Source organism: Pseudomonas guariconensis, from assembly GCF_900102675.1.
GTDB classification, from domain to species: Bacteria; Pseudomonadota; Gammaproteobacteria; order Pseudomonadales; family Pseudomonadaceae; genus Aquipseudomonas; species Aquipseudomonas guariconensis.
In genome coordinates, this window is record NZ_FMYX01000007.1 from 70,562 (window position 1) to 88,914 (window position 18,353).

The window sequence follows — 18,353 nt, forward strand, 5'->3', positions numbered from 1 at the left end:
CACACAGCCATACCCTGATGAGGCAACGACCATGCATGACCTGCAGGAACTGATCGACAACAATGAGCGCTGGGCCGATGCGATCAAGCAGCGCGACCCGGATTTCTTCGCCAAGCTGGCCCGCCAGCAAACCCCCGAATTCCTCTGGATCGGCTGCTCCGATGCCCGCGTGCCGGCCAACGAGATTGTTGGCATGCTGCCGGGCGATCTGTTCGTGCATCGCAATGTCGCCAACGTGGTGCTGCACACCGACCTGAACTGCCTGTCGGTGATCCAGTACGCGGTCGAGGTGCTCAAGGTCAAGCACATCCTGGTCACCGGCCACTACGGCTGCGGCGGGGTGCGGGCGGCCATGCAGGACCGCCAGCTGGGCCTGATCGATGGCTGGCTGCGCTCGATCCGCGACCTGTATTACGAAAAGCGCGGCGAGCTGGCCAAGCTGGAGAGCGAAGAGGCCAGGGTCGATCGGCTGTGCGAGCTCAATGTCATCCAGCAGGTCGCCAACGTGGCTCATACCAGCATCGTGCAGAACGCCTGGCATCGCGGACAGGAGCTGTCGATTCATGGCTGTATCTATGGCATCAAGGATGGTCGCTGGAAGAGCCTGGACACCACCATCAGCGGCTTTGCCCAGTTGCCGCCTCAATATCGCCTGCGGCCTCTTGAGTAGCCCTTACCTCAATAGCGCGGGGCCCGTGCTTTACTCGGTGTAGGGACGAGCACAGGAGTGGTAGATGAAAGGCATGACGCTGCTGGCATTGGCGGCAAGTCTGGTGATGGGCGCCCACGCTCGCGCCGATGATCGAGACCTGTGGATGTTCGCCCAATGGGCGGGTGACCACGAGACGCGAGCCTTCCGCCAGATGCTGGTGGATGCACGCCTTTATGGTGTAGTGCCGATCCATCAACTGCTGCGCTCGGCCTCGGACTGGCGCCTGTGCCAGGCCTCGCCCTTCGCCGTGCCGCCGGCCGCCCAATGGCCCCAGGTGCGATCCACCTTGGCGCTGCTCAAGACCCTTGATGAACAAGGCATCCTGCGTCAGTTCGAAGTGGTCTCGGCCTATCGCGATCCGCGCCTGAACGCCTGTGCGGGCGGCGCGCCGGGTAGCGCTCACACGCGGGCTTTCGCGGTCGACGTGCTGCTGCCGGCGTGGTCAGATCCCAATCCGCTTTGCCGCTTCTGGCAGCAGCACGGCCAGGCCTGGAACATGGGACTGGGGCGCTACCCGACTGGGCGCATTCATCTGGATACCGCAGGGTTTCGGACTTGGGGTGGCGACGGTCACTCGGGCTCGTCGTTCTGTATCAAGCCCAAGTGAGCCAGGCAGCTGCGGCACTCCTGAACCACCCACGTCGCGAAGCGCTGGCGCTTGTCACCGGCCTCCAAGGGGCGGGGGCTGAGCAGGTGATAGGCAGAGCCATCACGCAAGAAGCCAAACGGCGCCTGAAGCTGTCCGCTGTCGAGCTCGTCGCGAACCATCAAGGCTGAAGCGATCGCCAGGCCCAGGCCCGCGCTGGCGGCCTGTATCGACAGATAAAAATGCTCGAAGTCGCTACGCTCGGTCTCTCGGGCCTGTCTACCGTCCAGGCGCAGCCAAGTGCTCCAGGCGTTGGGGCGGGTGGCGCTGTGCAGCAGCCGTTGGCCTTCGAGGCTGCCTCCCAGGTTGGGTTGGCAGACCGGGCCGATCCATTCGTCGCAGATCTTCAAACTGTGCAGCTGTCGGTCCCAATGGAAGTCGTCACGCCGCAGGGCCAGGTCGACACCCGCCCGTGCGAAATCCAGCGGGCCGCCAGCGGCCACCAGGTGCAGTTGCAGGTCAGGGTGGGTGGCGTGGAAGCGGGGCAGGCGCGGAATCAACCAGCGCATGGCGATGGTCGGCTCGCACGACAACACCAGGACGTTATCGCGCTCCTGGGTTTGCAGGCGCTGCACCGTGCCTTCCAGTTGTTCGAAGATCGATTGGGTGGTGCTGTGCAGTGTCCGGCCGGCAGCGGTGAGGAAGATCGCCCGGTTGCGCCGTTCGAACAGTTCGATGCCAAGGCTCTCCTCCAGCAGTCGCACCTGGCGACTGACCGCACCATGGGTCACATGCAGGCGCTCGGCGGCGCGCACGAAGCTTTCGGTTTCGGCGGCGATGTCGAAGTAACGAAAAGCGGTAAGTGGCGGCATTTTCATGATCGTGTCGGCGCGACAGCCCTGTGGGAGTGGGTTCGCCCGCGAAGGGAATCCTGTGTTTTCAAGAGCGAGTTCGCTCTCGAATCCGTGAAAGAAACTAGCGGATTTGTCGCACTATAAATCGATTTTTGCCTGTGGATAAGCCCTCGATAATTGGCGCTTCTGTGTATTTTCATCGCCTATCGAGGGGTTTTTTTGTGAATGAACTGATCGCTGTCGCCCTGTTCACCGTGCTGGCTGTCATCAGCCCGGGCGCTGACTTCGCCATGGTCACCCGCAGCAGTTATGCGCAAGGGCGCAAGGCAGGACTTGCCGCTGCCATCGGCATCGCATTGGGGGTGCAGGTGCATGTGCTGTACACCGTCCTGGGTATTGCCGTGATCATCAGCCAGAGCCCGGTGTTGTTCATGGCGATGAAGGTGGTGGGGGCGGGCTACCTGATCTACCTGGGCTACAAGTCGCTGACCAACACCTCACGCATCTGCCTCGATGGCCTTGCGCAGGACGGCCAGGCGAGCACGTTGCAGGCGTTGCGCACGGGCTTTCTGACCAATGCGCTGAATCCCAAGACCATGCTGTTTGTCGTCAGCGCCTATACCCAGGTCGTGCAACCGGGTAGCCCGTTAGCCCTGGACTTTGCCTATGGTGCGTTCATGTCCTTTGCCCATTGGCTGTGGTTCAGCCTGGTGGCGGTGTTCTTTTCCAGTGCGGTGTTGCGCAAGGCAATGATCGAGCGGCAGGTGATGGTCGATCGGGTGATCGGCGTAGCCTTGATCGGGCTGGGCGTCGCGGTGGTGGCGGCGGGGGTGCGATGAGTGATAGAGCTGGCGCGACTTTTCGCGGGCAAAGAAAAAGGGCTTATCTTTCGATAAGCCCTTTTCAATATGGTGGCTACACAGGGACTTGAACCCCGGACACCGGCATTATGAATGCCGTGCTCTAACCGACTGAGCTATGTAGCCAAGTGGCGCGCATTATTCGCCTGAAACGCGATTGTGTCAACACTCATTTCAAAAAAAATTTACGCGCTTTCAATCGCTTAGCCAGAAAGCCCTGAATCCGCGCATCACCAGACAATGGCCGAGCACCTTGACCAGGCGCTAATGCTGTTCGCCAGCCAAGCGTGCTGCGCGCTGTGTGGGGTGTCGATGGTGAAGTCATCACTGACGCGCCGCTGGAGAGATTGTGGCGACAATATAAAAAGGTAGCTATCTATCTACTTATTTCCGGATAATCGGATCCCAAATTCGCGGACGGAATACCTGCCATGGCCATCAGCAGCGCCCAGACTTCCACTGCCGCCAGCGCGACGGCCCAAGCCAACCCGCTGGTGATTCGCATCATCGCCTTCTGCGCTTTGGCGCATCTGATCAACGACTTGATCCAGTCGGTGTTGCCAGCCATCTACCCCATGCTCAAGGCGAACTATGACCTGAGCTTTGCCCAGATCGGCCTGATCACCCTGACCTTCCAGGTCACTGCCTCGCTACTGCAACCTTGGGTGGGCTTTTTCACCGACCGGCGACCGACGCCGAACCTGTTGCCTCTGGGCACGGTGTGCACGTTGGTGGGGATCGTGATGCTGGCGTTCGTCGGCAGCTTTCCGATGATTCTCCTGGCCTCGGCGTTGGTAGGCATCGGCTCGTCGACCTTCCATCCGGAAACCTCGCGGATCGCCCGTCTGGCCTCGGGCGGACGGTTTGGCCTGGCCCAGTCGACGTTCCAGGTTGGCGGCAATGCCGGCTCTGCCTTCGGCCCGTTGCTAGCGGCGGCGATCGTCATTCCCTTCGGCCAGACCCACGTGGCCTGGTTCGGACTGGCCGGATTGTTCTTCTTCGCCGTGACCTTGCTGCTGCGCCGCTGGTACACCGGGCACCTCAACCAGTTCAAGGCGCGCAAGGCCGTACAGGCCAGCCATGGCATCTCCCGCCAGCGAGTGATCCTGGCGCTGGTGGTACTGGGCCTGTTGGTGTTCTCCAAGTACTTCTACATGGCCAGCTTCACCAGTTACTTCACTTTCTACCTGATCGAGAAGTTCGACCTGTCGGTGGCCAGCTCCCAGTTGCACCTGTTCCTGTTCCTCGGCGCAGTGGCCGCCGGGACCTTCTTTGGCGGGCCGATCGGTGATCGCATCGGGCGCAAAGCGGTGATTTGGTTCTCCATCCTGGGCGTGGCGCCATTCACCCTGGTGCTGCCCTATGCCGATCTGTTCTGGACCACCGTGCTCAGTGTCGTGATCGGCTTCATCCTCGCGTCAGCCTTCTCCGCGATCGTGGTGTACGCCCAGGAACTGGTGCCTGGGAGTGTCGGCATGATTGCCGGGATCTTCTTTGGCCTGATGTTCGGGTTCGGGGGCATTGGGGCGGCGTTGCTCGGGTATCTGGCTGACTTGCGGGGAATCGAGTACGTGTACGGGTTGTGTTCGTACCTGCCGTTGTTCGGCCTGCTGGCGGTGTTCTTGCCGTCCACCAGCAAGCGCTGATGTCGTTGGGACCGCCTGGCGGTCCCGAGATTGACGAGTCGGCGGCCGTTGGCCTAGAGTGCCGGCTCTTTTCTTTCCACGTAGTCGATGCAATGCGCTGTTCCCTGAGTTCTCGCCTTGTTCGCCAGCCTGCTTTCCAGGCTGCACGTCGCACGTGGCCGAGCGACACGGTGCTCAAGCGTCGACGCAGCGTGCTGTTCGCCTTCACTTTCTCGCCACACCTTGCCCTGATCTGATCCGCGCTTACCTGCGCCGCGCCTTTGCGGTGCGCGTCTGCGCTTGCATCTGTTTTCAGTGATTTTTCCAGCCGACCGGGCCCCCATGGGGGCTGCCTGGCGGCGCGCAAGGAGTGGTACATGAACATGCGTTTACTGGCGGGCCTGTTGTTCGCCGTGTCAGTGGTGGGCTTCAGCCTCGGAGCGAGCCTGCCGCTGGTGTCGTTACGCCTTCACGAGGCGGGGGCCAGCACCCTTGAAATTGGCATCATCTCGGCCATTCCGGCGGCAGGAATGATGCTCTCGGCGTTCATGGTCGATGCCTGCTGCCGGCACCTGACCCGGCGCACCATCTACCTGTTCTGCTTTAGCCTGTGCACCCTGAGCATCGCCTTGCTGGAGTGGTCGTTCGCCTCGATCTGGTACCTGGCGCTGCTGCGCCTGGCGTTGGGGGTTGGCATGGGAATCGCGATCATCCTGGGTGAATCTTGGGTCAACGAGCTGTGCCCGGATCACAACCGCGGCAAGATCATGGCGCTGTACGCCACCAGCTTCACCGGCTTCCAGGTGCTGGGCCCGGCGATGCTGGCGCTGGTCGGTGCCAATAGCCCCTGGGTCACCGGCGTGGTGACGGCCTGTTACGGCCTGGCCCTGTTGTGCATCCTGCTGACGGTGCCCAAGGATCATGTGGAACACGGCGAGGAGGGCGAAAAGAGTTTCACCCTCGCCGGCTTCTTCCGCGTGGCACCAGCGCTGTGCGTGGCGGTGTTGTTCTTTTCCTTCTTCGATGCCGTGGTGCTGTCGTTGCTGCCGGTGTACGCCAGCAGTCATGGCTTTGCGGTGGGCGTGGCGGCGCTGATGGTGACGGTGGTGTTCGCCGGCGACATGATCTTCCAGTTGCCCCTGGGCTGGCTGGCCGACCGGGTCGAGCGCACCGGGTTGCATTTGGTGTGCGGGGTAGTGGCGATGTCGATCGGCATAGGTCTGCCGTGGCTGTTGCAGGCAACCTGGTTGCTCTGGCCGATGCTGGTGCTGCTGGGGGCAGTGGCCGGTGGCATCTACACCTTGGCGCTGGTGCTGATCGGCCAGCGCTTCAAGGGCCAGGACCTGGTCACCGCAAACGCCAGTGTCGGCTTGCTATGGGGTGTCGGCAGCCTGGTCGGGCCGCTGGTCAGCGGCGCGGCGATGGATGTGGCGCCCCATGGGTTGCCGATGGCGCTGGCGCTGATGGCGGGTCTGTTCGTGTGCTTTGCCCGGCAGTCGTATCGTCGGGCGGCCAGGCTGCGGGCTGTGACAGACTGACGCCAAGGCGCTGCCAATATCGGTCTGTTCGCAGGCATTTCGCGAAGAAGGCGCCACGGAGCAAGACCATTGAAAGCGGAATTACCCGCGCAAGATCCGTCGTTTAGCCGGTGAGCGATTGGTCTAAGCTGGGTGTTTTCCGCTCCCTGGAGGGCACTGCGCATGATCCACGCCGACCTCTCGCCCGCGGCCTACCGTGAAGCCACGGATTATCTGGCCGCTCTGGACCCGGACTGGGCCCGGCATATCGACACCATCGGCCCTTGCCTGCACAGCGCTGCGCCCGAGCGTGAACCCTTCGAAGCGCTGGTGCGGGCGGTGGCCTATCAGCAACTGCATGCCAGGGCAGCCGAGGCGATCCTGGCGCGGATGCTGGCCTTGTTTCCTGATGCCGCATTCCCCGAACCTGAGCAGCTGTTGGCGACACCGCCTGAGGTGCTGCGCGGCTGTGGCTTTTCTGCGAGCAAGCTGGCGACCGTGCAGGGTATCGCCCAGGCGCGCCTGGACGGTATCGTGCCCAGCCGCGAGCAGGCCATGACCTTGACCGATGACGCACTGATCGAACGGTTGGTGAGCCTGCGCGGTGTTGGCCGTTGGACGGTGGAGATGCTCCTGATCTATTGCCTGGAGCGCTCTGACATCCTGCCGGTGGACGACTTCGGCGTACGGGAGGGTTACCGGCGGCTCAAGGGCATGGACAAGGCCCCGACCCCCGCGCAGTTGCGTTCGTTGGGTGGGGTATGGAGCCCGTATCGGACGGTGGCGTCCTGGTATCTGTGGCGGGCTTGAACCGATGACGCACAGATTGCTCGGCAAGAATCGGAGTGCCACGCTCCAAGCACCCTGTCAGGCTTGAACCATCCGCAGCCAGGAGATGCCCATGAAGCCTGCCTCGACTTACCTCACCGATACCGACCGCTGGCACGCTGTGCAGGCGCGCGACGCTGCGGCCTGCGGTCATTTCGTCTATGCCGTGCGCACCACGGGGGTCTATTGCCAACCCGGTTGCAAGTCGCGGCTGGCCAAGCGCGAGAACGTCGAGTTCTTCGCCGATAGCGGGGCTGCCGAGGCGGCCGGTTATCGTGCTTGCCGACGCTGCACCGAGGCCAAGGCCGAGCAGGTTGCGCGACGCACTGAGCTGGTTGCTCGTGCCTGTCGCTTGATCGAGGCCAGCGACACCGCACCCAACCTCGAGCAACTGGGTGAGCAACTGGCACTGAGCCCGTTCCACCTGCATCGCCTGTTCAAGGCTGAAACCGGCCTTACGCCCAAGGCCTACGCCTCGGCCTTCCGCGCCCGTCGCCTGCGCGAGCGGCTCGATGATCAAGGCAGTTCCGTGACCGACGCGATCTATGACGCCGGTTACAACTCCAACAGCCGATTCTATGAAAGCGCAGGCCAACGCCTGGGCATGCGCCCGCGCGAGTACCGCGCCGGCGGGGCGGGGGCGAGGATCCGATTCGCCATTGGCCAATGTTCTCTGGGGGCGATCCTGGTGGCCCAGAGCGAGCGCGGCATCTGCGCCATTCTGTTGGGCGACGACCCGGAGCAGCTGTTGCGCGAGTTGCAGGATCAATTTCGCAATGCGCAGTTGATCGGCGGTGATGCCGGCTTCGAGCAATTGGTTGCGGTGGTGGTGGGCTTTGTCGAGCAGCCGGCACTAGGGCTGGCCTTGCCGCTGGATGTGCAGGGCACGGCCTTTCAGGAGCGGGTCTGGCAGGCGCTGCGTGAGGTGCCGCTGGGCAGCCGGGTCAGCTATACCGACATCGCCCAGCGCATCGGCGCGCCCAAGGCCGTGCGTGCGGTGGCCCAGGCCTGCGCGGCCAACCACCTGGCCGTGGCGATCCCCTGCCATCGGGTGGTGCGCCGCGATGGCGACCTCAGTGGCTACCGGTGGGGTGTCGAGCGCAAGCGGCAATTGCTGGAGCGAGAAACGGCACTCACGTGATCATCAGGAGCAGCGTAGAATTCCCGCCCAATCGAGCTTGTAAATAGGGGAATTCGATGGGGCGACTCAGCCATTGCCGTTTTTACGTGGGAATCCTCGCCTTGTTGCTGTGGGTGGCGACACCGGCCTGGTCGGCATCCGTCGGGCCGCTGAGCCTGGACGAACTGCCGGTGCTGGACGAAAACGCCAGCTTGAAGCAACTGACCGATCGGCTTGATCAGGTTCGCCAGGAACTGACCAGCGAAGCCAACGATGACCTGCTGTCACAGTTGCGTCAGGCCGCCTTGCAGGTGCAGCGCCAAGCGGACGCCTTGAGCGCCCAGCGTACGACCGATGTCGAGCGTCTGGACGACCAGCTCAAGGTCCTTGGCCCAGTATTGCCGGATGAAGCCGAGAGCATCACGCGTCAGCGCAAGCAGCTCAGTGACGAGAAAAAGCAGGTGCTGGCCGAGCAACAGCAGGCCATCAAGCTGACCCAGTCGGCGCGCGACCTGGCTACGCAGATCGTCAACCTGCGCCGCAGCCAGTTCAACTCCCAGGTCACCACCCGTGCTGCCAGCCCCTTGAGTCCGGCGTTCTGGTCGAGCCTGATCCGGCCGACCGACGAAGATGTCGCCCGCCTGCGCGATCTGCGTGGCGAGGCGACTGACGCTGTGGCCAGCGCCTTCAGTGCCGATCACCGCTGGTTGTTCATTGGCAGCCTGGCGGCCGCGCTGTTGGTCTGGACCTGGGTACGCCGCTTGCTCGAGCGCTTGCTGGCCAACGCCATGGTCCGCTGGTTGCCCGAGGGCCGCCTACGTCGCAGCGCCTTGGCCTTGAGTGTCAGTCTGGCGACCTTGAGCACCATCGGCGGCTCGGTGTCGTTGGTGCGTTGGGGCCTGGAGAACAGCGCCGAGCTGGGCAATGACATTGCCAGCTTGACCAACCACATTCTGGCGCTGGTGGTGTTCAGTGCCTTCATTGCTGGCCTTGGCCGCGCCATGCTGATGCTCCAGCGTCCGTCCTGGCGACTGCCGCCGATTCCGGATGAAGTGGCCAGCGCCCTCGGCTGGTTCCCCAAGCTCCTGGCGCTGGCGTTGATGGTGCTGCTGACCCAGGAGCGCATCAACAGCGTGATCGGTACCAGCCTCGCGCTCACCGTGGCCACCAATGGCCTGACCGCGCTGGTGGTGTCGCTGATCTTCGTCGCAGCGCTGGTGCGCTATCGTCGTGCCCGCAAGCAGCATCAGCTGGAACGGGCACCTGGGCTTGCGGGGCTGATCCCGTTCGTGATCGTGGTGTGGGTCGCGTTGGTCCTGCTGGCGCTGCTCACCGGTTACCTGACCCTGGCTTATTTCCTCACCGCCAAGCTGCTTTGGGTCAGCGTGGTGGGCACCTGCGCCTACCTGCTGGTCACGGTGTTTGGCGATCTGTGCGAAACCTTGCTCTCGCCACGCCAGCCTGGTGGCCTGGCCCTGGCCGCTGCGCTGGGGCTGCAGCAGCGCCACCAGGCCCAGGCCAGCACGATCCTGGCAGGGATCGGCCGCACCTTCTTGTTGTTTGTCGCCGGCCTGCTGGTGCTCATGCCGTCGGGCACCAGCCCGGGCGAGCTGCTGCAGAGCCTGGCGGACTGGGATGACACCGGCGGCAAGCTGCTGGGCAACCTGAACATCGTGCCCCAGGACATCCTGCTGGCCGTGGCCATGTTCCTGGGCGGTCTGTTCGCCATTCGTGTGGTCAAGCGCTGGCTGAGCGAGCGCCTGCTGCCGGAGACGGACATGGATGCCGGCATGCGTGCCTCCCTGGTGACCTTGGTCGGCTACCTGGGCTTCTTGTTCCTGGCCATGCTGGTGATGACGACCCTGCGCATCAACCTCACCAGCCTCACCTGGGTAGTCAGTGCCCTGTCGGTGGGTATCGGTTTTGGCTTGCAGCAGATCGTGCAGAACTTCATCTCCGGCTTGATCCTGCTCACTGAGCGTCCGGTCAAAGTAGGTGACTGGGTGAGCCTGGCCGGTGTGGAAGGGGATATCCGCCGGATCAACGTGCGAGCCACGGAAATCCAGATGTCAGACCGCTCCACGGTGATCGTGCCCAACTCCCAGTTCATTTCGCAGAACGTGCGCAACGTCACCATGGGCAATGCCCTGGGTGTGGTCGGCATCACCCTGACCTTGCCGCTGGAAACCGATGCGAACAAAGTGCGCGAACTGCTGCTGACGGCCTTCCGCGAACATGAGTCGATCCTCGATGCGCCAGCCTCGTCGGTGACCTTCAAGGACCTCACCACCAGCGGTATGGTGCTCAGCGTCAGCGGCTATGTGGCCAGCCCCCGCCAGGTGTCGGGCGCGCGCAGCGACCTGTTGTTCATGGTGCTGGGGCGTCTGCGCGACGAGGGCATCGCACTGTCGTCGCCGCAGAGCATGGTGCTGTTGCAGGACAATGCACGGCCAGCGGACGGAGCTGTGTGAGGCCCATCGCGGGCACCCCGGTGCTTTTGAGCGAAGCGTAAATCCTGGAGTTGCCCGCGAAGCCGACGGCTCGGTCGTTCAGACCGGCGTTGTCGGTGTTCGTGGGATAGAGGCGTAAGCACCTTCAGGCTCAATGCTGCTTCGCCCGCCGGATCCGCAACAGGATCATCCCCAGCAGCAGAATCACCGGCACCGCCATTCCCAGCAACGCCTCGCGCGCCGTCAGCCCAGCCCCCAGCACGTTCAGCCCGCCATACAGCAGCTTGAACAGGTTCAACAGGTAGTAGGTGATGGCGATGATCGACAGCCCTTCCACGGCCCGCTGGATCTTCACCTGGGCGTCAGCGCGGGCATTGAGGCTGCGCAGGATCTCGGCGTTCTGTTCTTCCATCTCCACTTGCACCCGAGCCTGCAATAGGTCGCCCAGGTTGGCCACGTTCTTGGCCAATTGTTCCAGGCGTTGCTCGGTGGCCGCGCAGTAACGCACGGTCGGCTTGAAACGCCGCTCGATGAACACCCCTAGACGCTGGCAGTCGCCCACATGGCTTTCGCGCAGCTCGCCCAGGCGCTCGAACACCAGCTGTGCATAGGCCTGGGTCGCGCCGAAGCGATGACGGGTCTTGACCGTGCGGCTGACCACCTGGCGCGAGAGGTGGGCAATGGCTTCGAGCAGGGCTTTGGAGTCCTGGCCGTCGACGCTGGCACTGCGTTCGGAGAGGCTCACCAGGGTCCGGTCAAAGGCATCGAGCTCCTGGCTCAACGTCTTGGCCGTGGTGAGTGTCAGCGAAGCCATCATACGGTAGGTCTCGATCTCCAGCAGGCGCCGGATCATGCGACCTTGGCGGTAGGCATTGAGCCGCCGGTTGACGAACAGCAGGCGGTTGGTGCCGTCTTCGGTCAGGCGAAAATCGCTCCACACCACCGCATCACCGCCCCCGACGCAGGAGCCGCAGGGGTCCTTGAAACCGTACCGTGTCAGGTCCAGGTCCTGCTCGCCACGCACCAGCACCTGTACGGCATTGATCACTTGCGCCGCCTGCGGCGCGACGGCCTCGGCCAGGACCTGGGGCAGCCCCTGCCAGCCGGCATCGTGGGCGGCGCAGGGCACCACCAGCGTCAGGGTGAAGAACTCGGCGTGGCGCTCCCATTTGAACGGATGGCCCTCCAGCCGGGTGATGCCTTGGGCGGCCTCGGTGTCGAGTGCATCCGGGCAACAGCGCTGCAGCAAGGCCCGGCAGTCGGCCTCATCGCCCAGCAGTGCCAGGTGATGGACATGGGCAGGCTCGTTGAAATACAGCGAAGGTCGGGCGTGCAGTTCGTTGTGCAGGGCGGTGCGTTGCGGGTGCATGGGAGGTCTGGCCTGGTGTTGTGATTGTTGGGCTACCAGGGGTGGGACTCTTTCATTTTAGATAAAAGTCACCAGAGGCACAGAAATGTGCCGGCGGGTTGTGGGACCCGCTCGCTGCGTAACGTCATTGTGGCGACCGATCGCTTGCAGGATGCAATCGAACGAGCTCTGGTCGCGTCTGAAAGAGTGGGTTGCGTTGCGTCTGTCGTTCATCCGCGTACCGAGCGGCTTGAGCAGTTCTACGCACAATATGCGGGGTTCAGGCACTGCCCTGATCTATCACTCAAGACGATGATGCTGGCGCTTCGGTAGCCAGTGCCTTATTTGTGAAAGCCCCTTGTGACAGCCGTCAGCAAGGGGCTTTTCGTCTCCGGCTATCAGCCCAGGCAACGCGTCACATGCTTGACCGACTGATACGCCGACAAGCCCCACGGCCCCAGTTCACGGCCGATGCCGCTGCCCTTGGTTCCGCCCCAGGACGTCTCGACGAATACCGCCTGGACCGAGTTGATCCACACGTGCCCGACCTCCAGCGCATCGGCCACACGTTCGGCGCGTTCGAGGTCGGCGCTGCAGACCGTGGCGACCAGGCCGAAGCGGCTGTCGTTGGCCTGGGCGATGGCTTGGTCTTCAGTGGCGAAGCGGCGGGCGCAAAGCACCGGGCCGAAGATTTCCTCGCTCCACAGGCGGCTGGATTCGGGCACGTCCACGTACAGGGTGGGGCTGACGAACCAGCCGTCACGGTCCAGTACCTGGCCGCCGGTCAGGCAGCGCAGGCCTTCTTCGCGCGCGGTAGCGAAGTAGCCGGCGACCTTCAGCCATTGCGCCTGGCTGGTCAGTGGGCCCATGGCCACCTCCTCGGTCAGCGGATTGCCCACCTGCATCTGCTCCAGGGCTGCCTGCAGACGTGGCAGCAGAGCATCGGCGATGCCGTCCTGCACGAGCAGGCGGGAGGTGGCCGAGCACATCTGGCCGGCGTTCCAGGTGATGCCTGCGACGATCCACTCCACTGCTTGGTCCACGTCACAGTCATCGAACACCACGATCGCCGACTTGCCCCCAAGCTCCAGGGTCACCGGCCGGCATTGGGCTGCGGCGGCGCGCATCACTTGGCTGCCGACGCCATTGCTGCCGGTGAACGACAGCTTGTCCAGGCCGTTGTGGCCACTCAGGGCGGCGCCGGTCTCGGCCTTGCCGTTGACGATGTTCAGCACACCGGCAGGCAGGTTCAAGGCCTCGGCAATCTGGCCGTAGGCCTGTTCGATCAGCGGGGTGACTTCCGAGGGTTTGAGCACCACGGTGCAGCCTGCGGCCAGCGCTGGGGCGAGTTTCCAGGCGCTGGTCACCAGAGGGAAGTTCCACGGCACGATCAGGCCGACCACGCCTACCGGCTCCAGGCGGGTGCGGGCGGTGAAGCCTGGGGCGGCCAGGGGCACGACGCGGTTCTTCTCGGGCAGTTGCTCGGCAAGGTCTGCGTAGTAGCCGAAAGTGGCGATGGCATCGTCCAGGTCGATCTCGGCTTCGTGGCGCGGCTTGCCGTTGTTGCGCATCTGCAGAGTGATCAACGCCTCGCGGCGTTGGCCGAGTTGATCGGCGAAGCCACGCAACAGTGCGGCGCGGGTGGCCGGGCTGGTGGTTTTCCAGGCAGGCAGGGCGCGGCGGGCGGCGGCCACGGCTTGGTCGACCTGAGCAGCGCTGGCCGACATCAGTTCGGCGAACGGCTGGCCCAGCGAAGGGTCATGCACGACGATGCAGTCGTTGCCTTGGCCTTCGACCCAGTGGCCATCGATGTAGTGAGGTGCGGTCATGATCGGATTCCAGTCAGGCGATTTCGGCGGAGGTTACCGGCGTGCGCGGCGCGCTTTTGCAGCGCACCCAGCGCGGGCCGTTCGGGCCATAGACGCCGGCAGGTTCAGGGAACAGATTGAGCAGGATCAGGTACAGCACGCCCGCCAAGCCCAGGGTGACTGGCAAGCTCAGGTCGATACCGCCGGCCAGTTCACCCAGGGGGCCGACGAACTGTCCGGGCAGGTTGACGAAGCATAGGCCCACCGCCGCGCTGGGGATCCAGGCGCCCATGCCGCGCCAGTTCCAGCCATGCAGGAACCAGTAATGGCCGCCGCGTTGGCCCCGGGTGAACACTTGCAGGTCATCGGCGTGGTAGAAGCCGCGGCGTGTGATCAGGCCGAGGATCATGATCACCATCCAGGGGCTGGTGCAGGTAATGATCAGCACGGCGAAGGTCGACACGCTCTGCACCAGGTTGAAGGTGAAGCGGCCAATGAAGATGAAGGCGATGGCAGCGACCCCGATCAGCAGGGTGGCGCCGGCGCGGCTGAGCAGGCGCGGGAAGACGCTGGACATGTCCAGACCTGTGCCGTACAGCGCTGTGGTGCCGGTGGACATGCCGCCGATCACCGCGATCAGGCATACCGGCAGGAAGAACCAGCTCGGCGAGATCGCCAGCAGGCCGCCGACATAGTTGTTGGCCGCGATGTAGTCCGGTGCCTGGGTGGCGACCAGGGTCGCGGTGCACAGGCCGAACAGGAACGGGATCAGCGTCGCCAGCTGGGCAGCGATCACCGCCAGCATGATGCGCGCCTTGGGCGTCTGGCGTGGGATGTAGCGCGACCAGTCGCCAAGGAAAGCGCCGAACGAGACCGGATTGCTCATCGCCAGTATCGCCGCGCCCACGAATGCCGCCCAGAAGCCTGGCTGACCGAGATTGACGCTGCCAGCGAAGTTGAGGTCGAAGGGGCCGGCGAAGGCGAGGATGCCCAGCAGGAACAGCAGGCTCGAAGCCCATACCGCGATCTTGTTGACCCACAGCATGAAGCGGAAGCCAAAGATGCACACCACCAATACCAGCACCGCGAACAGGCCATAGGCCAGGCCCAGGGTCAGGTCGGTTTCCGGCACCCCGACCAGGCGCTTGGCGCCGCCGACCAAGGCGTCGCCCGAGCTCCACACCGACAGGGAAAAGAACGCTACAGCGGTGAGCAGCGACAGGAACGAGCCGACGATGCGCCCATGCACGCCGAAGTGCGCACCTGACGACACCGCGTTGTTGGTGCCGTTGAGCGCGCCGAACAGGCCCATGGGCGCGAGGATCAGGGCGCCGACCCCGACGCCGAGCAGGATCGCCCAGACACCGGCCTGGAACGACAGGCCGAACAGCACCGGGAAGCTGCCCAGCACCGCGGTGGCGAAGGTATTGGCACCGCCGAATATCAGGCGGAACAGGTCCAGCGGGGAGGCGTCGCGTTGATCGTCGGGGATCTGTTCGACGCCGTTGGTCTCGATACCGGTCGATTGACTCATGGCAAGGCTCCAGCGCGCATGTTGTAGGTCGTCGCGGGGCGCGACCCTATTGTGGTTGCGTTGGCAGTGCGGCAAGGCCGCGGAAAAGGTCAGGCGTCGGAGACGACCGACAGGTGCTCGTGGCAGGCCAGCCAGCCTTCGTCCTGGCGGCGGAAGACGATGGTTTCGCGTTCGGCGAGCGAGTGCTCCTGGCCTGCGATGCGGATGCGGGTGGCCACATCGTGCATGAAGATCGCTACGTCGCCCTGCAGGCTCACGTGCTGATTGCTGGACTGACACGCCAGCACGGCGAAGCCTTCGGCTTGCCATTGGGCCCACAGGTGCTCATAGGCCCGGCGCGACAGCAGCGGCTGCGCCAGGGTATGGAAGAGGAAGGTGGCGTCTTCGCTGAAACAGGCGAAATAGCGGGCGGTATCGTTGCTGGCGAAAGCGGCGACGAGGTCGGCGGCGGCCTGGCGTACCTGGAGGGTCTGGTCCACAGCAGTGGCCTCACGGTTATTGTGATTGTGGTGCAGCGATTCTGGTGAGCCTTGGCGGGGGGAAAAATCGCTGGGGATAAATAATCAGTTCAGGAATTTGTGAACCAAGTCATCCAAGGGGGCGGCCGTTGTGACGTTTTCCAGAACCTTGGAGTTTTCACACAGTCAGCGACGGCCGTTGCAACGCTGCTGAAACAGTGCGCGTTTTTTAGCCACAGAATGGTTGTCGAGATTTTGACGAGGCAGGGGAGGGGCCATTGAGATTTATCATGGTGGCGGTCTATTGACGTAGTGTCATGGTGCCCCATACTCAAGCCATATAAAAAGAAAGCTGTTTCTCAATTAAACAGTTTCAATCCTCTTTCAGGGAGGGGATCATGCGCTCGACACTGATCATCAAGTCGATTTTCTTGTTGGTGCTGATGAGTGGCGCAGCTGGCGCTGCGGATTCCTACATCAGCAAGGCGAGTGTAGTGCCTGCCGCGACGGCGGGATGGCTATTTTCCTTTGCGGTGATTGGGTTTATCGCCCTCGCCAACCGATCGAAAATATAGTGAAAGTTATTCGCTTTTCTGTGCATTAACACCTTGGTTTTAATGCGTACGTTTTAAACATTGGCGTGCGGTGTATTGCCCTGCGCCGATAAGTGAAAACGATGTGAAAGTTCCTGGAAGAACCGCGTTTTATCAGGACGGAGCAACGGCTTGTGGAATCCCATGCCGTTGCTATATTCCACTTGTCGGCGCCCCCCAGCGGACGCCGCGGGAGCAGGAAGCTTCGTCGATGTGTTTCATCGCGGAAACATCCTCCAGGACGGTCGAGGCGATTGCGGTCGGTACTTGTTTTACGGCAAAGGCGAGCGTTTTCGCCCCGTTCTATTGTGTAGCGCTGGGCATGGCTACTTGACCGGAGGGATCCCGATGTTCCGTTTCCTGATCTCCACACTCTGCGCACTGATGCTCCTGCCTTCGGCGGCCAATGCCACCGAGCCGAATGCGGCCTACCTGCTGAGCCCTGGCGATGTAATCCTGGTCTCGGTCTGGCAGGAAGAAAACCTTCGCCAGGAGGTGAAGGTGCTTCCCGATGGCAGCATCACCTTCCCGCTTGCCGGGCGCGTCGACGTCGCCGGCCTCGATGCCAGCACGGTCGCCCAGAAGATTGCCAAGAAACTCGAGCAGTACCTGCCCGAGCCGAATGTCAGCGTGGTCGTCACCAGCATCGCCGGCAACCTCGTTTATGTGCAGGGCAAGGTGCTCAAGCCCGGCCCGGTGCTGATGGAAGGCCCCATGGCGGTGTTGCAGGCCCTGAGCATGTCCGGTGGCCTGGACAAGTTCGCCGATGAAGGCTCCATCAAAGTGATCCGGCGCAAGGGTGAGAGCCAGCAAGTGCTGCCCGTGCGCTACCGGGACCTGGTTTCCGGACGTGACATGACCACCAATTTCCAACTGCAGGCCGGCGATACGCTGGTCGTTCCTTGATCCTGCTTTGAGCCTATCGTGTCTGTATTGAAAACTTCCCGGGTCGCCGCGGCGATCCTGATTCTTCCTTGCCCGGCCGTGGTCCAGGCAGCGCTCTGGCACACGTCGGTCGCCGTACCCATGACCGTCGAACATGACAGCAACCCGTTGCTGCTGACCTCTCAGGAGAAAGCAGTGACCAGCACCTACCTCGATCCGGAAGTCGGCCTGCTGGGCACTTTCGATCGCGATCAGTTCGACTTCGGTCTGGGGGCTCATGTGTTGCGCTCATCCGATCGCAACATCCTCGACAACCGCGAGGACCCTCGCGTGCGGCTGGGGTGGCAACGCGATTACGACAAAGGCCGTTATGGCCTGGTGGGGACCTACGTCGAGAGTTCGACGCTGTCCAGTGCGGTACTCGAAACCGGCGTGGTCACCACCGACGGTACGCAGAAGCTCTACACCCTGACCGGCAACTGGAGCCGGCAGCTCAGCGAGCGAGGCCTTCTGGAAAACGAGACCTCGTACGACGACGCCAGCTACGACGTGTCCACGCTGATCGGCTACAAGGAATACGCCAACCGGTTGAGCTACACCTATGCCTGGACCGAGCGCACCGACCTGTTCACCCGGTTCATCTACCGGCGTTACGAACCGGATGATCGCGATGCGGCGATCGCCTCGAACAGCTACACGCCAGTGATCGGCATGACGCACCAGTTCACCGAACGCCTGGAGGGGAGCGTGAACGTCGGCGTCAACGAAGTCTCCGGTGACGGCGGTGGACGCAAGGGGCAGGGCGGCGTGTCGTTGCGCTATCGGGGCGAGCGCATGGACGCCAACGTCGCCGCCGACCGCAGTTCGGTGGCCAGCGGTCAGGGTGGGTTTTCCGAGATCGACACGTTGCGCGGCTCCTGGAGCTACCTGGTCGCCGACACCGATCGGGTCGGGTTCGATGCCAGCTGGCAGGACAGCAAAGGGCAAACGCCCAACAAATTATGGTCGGTTGGCGCCTGGGCCAGTCGAGAGCTCTCGCCATTTTGGGTAGCGCGCCTATCCTTGGTGTACAGAGAGCGCCAGCAAGACAACCTGCCAGATGCCACCGGCACCATTATCGGACTGAGCTTGACCTATAGATTTCCCGACTACTGATTTTTCAGCGGTGTGGTGAC

16 protein-coding genes and 1 tRNA gene are annotated in these 18,353 nt (G+C 63.1%); 11 read left to right on the top strand and 6 right to left on the bottom strand.

The window, feature by feature from the left end; genetic code table 11:
• Positions 1–31 precede the first annotated feature (31 nt).
• Together can and BLS27_RS13340 are read left to right on the top strand one after the other, a co-directional pair.
• The gene (can, locus tag BLS27_RS13335; protein ID WP_070576852.1) at positions 32–670 is read left to right on the top strand and encodes a carbonate dehydratase; all 639 of its coding nucleotides are present in this window, start codon (positions 32–34) and stop codon (positions 668–670) included.
• Between the two features lie 73 nt (positions 671–743).
• Entirely contained in the window at positions 744–1,319 is a 576-nt protein-coding gene (locus BLS27_RS13340; RefSeq protein WP_180962693.1) for a D-Ala-D-Ala carboxypeptidase family metallohydrolase, read from the top strand.
• Here BLS27_RS13340 and BLS27_RS13345 read toward each other — a convergent pair.
• Positions 1,283–2,176 carry a LysR substrate-binding domain-containing protein gene (locus tag BLS27_RS13345; RefSeq protein WP_090345167.1) on the bottom strand — a complete coding sequence of 298 codons (894 nt, stop codon included), beginning with the start codon at positions 2,174–2,176 and terminating at the stop codon, positions 1,283–1,285. The genes BLS27_RS13340 and BLS27_RS13345 overlap by 37 nt on opposite strands.
• A gap of 197 nt (positions 2,177–2,373) precedes the next feature.
• On the opposite strand from BLS27_RS13345, the gene BLS27_RS13350 reads away from it, so the two are divergent.
• Positions 2,374–2,991, top strand: a complete 618-nt coding sequence (locus BLS27_RS13350) for a LysE family translocator (protein WP_090345169.1) — start codon at positions 2,374–2,376, stop codon at positions 2,989–2,991.
• A gap of 70 nt (positions 2,992–3,061) precedes the next feature.
• Here the strand turns inward: BLS27_RS13350 and BLS27_RS13355 are convergent.
• Positions 3,062–3,138: transfer RNA gene (locus BLS27_RS13355), tRNA-Met, on the bottom strand.
• Between the two features lie 305 nt (positions 3,139–3,443).
• Between BLS27_RS13355 and BLS27_RS13360 the strand changes: the two genes are divergently transcribed.
• The 5 genes from BLS27_RS13360 (at position 3,444) to BLS27_RS13380 (ending at position 10,573) form a co-directional block, all read left to right on the top strand.
• A complete protein-coding gene (locus BLS27_RS13360) occupies positions 3,444–4,658 on the top strand; it encodes an MFS transporter (protein ID WP_090345171.1) in 1,215 nt (404 codons plus the stop codon).
• Between the two features lie 356 nt (positions 4,659–5,014).
• Complete coding sequence (locus BLS27_RS13365) at positions 5,015–6,175, top strand: MFS transporter (RefSeq protein ID WP_043208496.1); 1,161 nt, start codon at positions 5,015–5,017, stop codon at positions 6,173–6,175.
• Between the two features lie 162 nt (positions 6,176–6,337).
• Positions 6,338–6,964 carry a DNA-3-methyladenine glycosylase family protein gene (locus tag BLS27_RS13370; protein WP_043208497.1) on the top strand — a complete coding sequence of 209 codons (627 nt, stop codon included), beginning with the start codon at positions 6,338–6,340 and terminating at the stop codon, positions 6,962–6,964.
• Between the two features lie 91 nt (positions 6,965–7,055).
• On the top strand, positions 7,056–8,123 hold the full coding sequence (gene ada / locus BLS27_RS13375) for a bifunctional DNA-binding transcriptional regulator/O6-methylguanine-DNA methyltransferase Ada (RefSeq protein ID WP_090345173.1): 1,068 nt from the start codon (positions 7,056–7,058) through the stop codon (positions 8,121–8,123).
• Between the two features lie 56 nt (positions 8,124–8,179).
• Positions 8,180–10,573 (top strand): DUF3772 domain-containing protein, encoded by a 2,394-nt coding sequence (locus BLS27_RS13380; RefSeq protein WP_090345175.1) that lies wholly within the window; start codon positions 8,180–8,182, stop codon positions 10,571–10,573.
• A 130-nt stretch (positions 10,574–10,703) separates the two neighbouring features.
• Here BLS27_RS13380 and BLS27_RS13385 read toward each other — a convergent pair whose 3' ends face one another.
• From BLS27_RS13385 to BLS27_RS13400, 4 genes are all read right to left on the bottom strand, one after another.
• Positions 10,704–11,921, bottom strand: a complete 1,218-nt coding sequence (locus BLS27_RS13385) for a DUF3422 domain-containing protein (protein ID WP_090345177.1) — start codon at positions 11,919–11,921, stop codon at positions 10,704–10,706.
• A 377-nt stretch (positions 11,922–12,298) separates the two neighbouring features.
• Complete coding sequence (locus BLS27_RS13390; protein WP_090345179.1) at positions 12,299–13,729, bottom strand: aldehyde dehydrogenase family protein; 1,431 nt, start codon at positions 13,727–13,729, stop codon at positions 12,299–12,301.
• Positions 13,730–13,742: 13 nt separating this feature from the next.
• Positions 13,743–15,242: a purine-cytosine permease family protein gene (locus BLS27_RS13395; RefSeq protein ID WP_090345181.1), complete on the bottom strand. Its 1,500-nt coding sequence runs from the start codon at positions 15,240–15,242 to the stop codon at positions 13,743–13,745.
• Between the two features lie 89 nt (positions 15,243–15,331).
• Complete coding sequence (locus BLS27_RS13400) at positions 15,332–15,721, bottom strand: YybH family protein (RefSeq protein ID WP_090345182.1); 390 nt, start codon at positions 15,719–15,721, stop codon at positions 15,332–15,334.
• 377 nt (positions 15,722–16,098) lie between these two features.
• Between BLS27_RS13400 and eppA the strand changes: the two genes are divergently transcribed.
• The 3 genes from eppA (at position 16,099) to BLS27_RS13410 (ending at position 18,333) form a co-directional block, all read left to right on the top strand.
• Positions 16,099–16,275, top strand: a complete 177-nt coding sequence (eppA, locus tag BLS27_RS23840; protein WP_167358099.1) for an EPS-associated small membrane protein EppA — start codon at positions 16,099–16,101, stop codon at positions 16,273–16,275.
• Between the two features lie 366 nt (positions 16,276–16,641).
• The gene (locus tag BLS27_RS13405; protein ID WP_043208513.1) at positions 16,642–17,199 is read left to right on the top strand and encodes a polysaccharide biosynthesis/export family protein; all 558 of its coding nucleotides are present in this window, start codon (positions 16,642–16,644) and stop codon (positions 17,197–17,199) included.
• An 18-nt stretch (positions 17,200–17,217) separates the two neighbouring features.
• A complete protein-coding gene (locus BLS27_RS13410) occupies positions 17,218–18,333 on the top strand; it encodes a hypothetical protein (RefSeq protein WP_043208514.1) in 1,116 nt (371 codons plus the stop codon).
• Positions 18,334–18,353 lie beyond the last annotated feature (20 nt).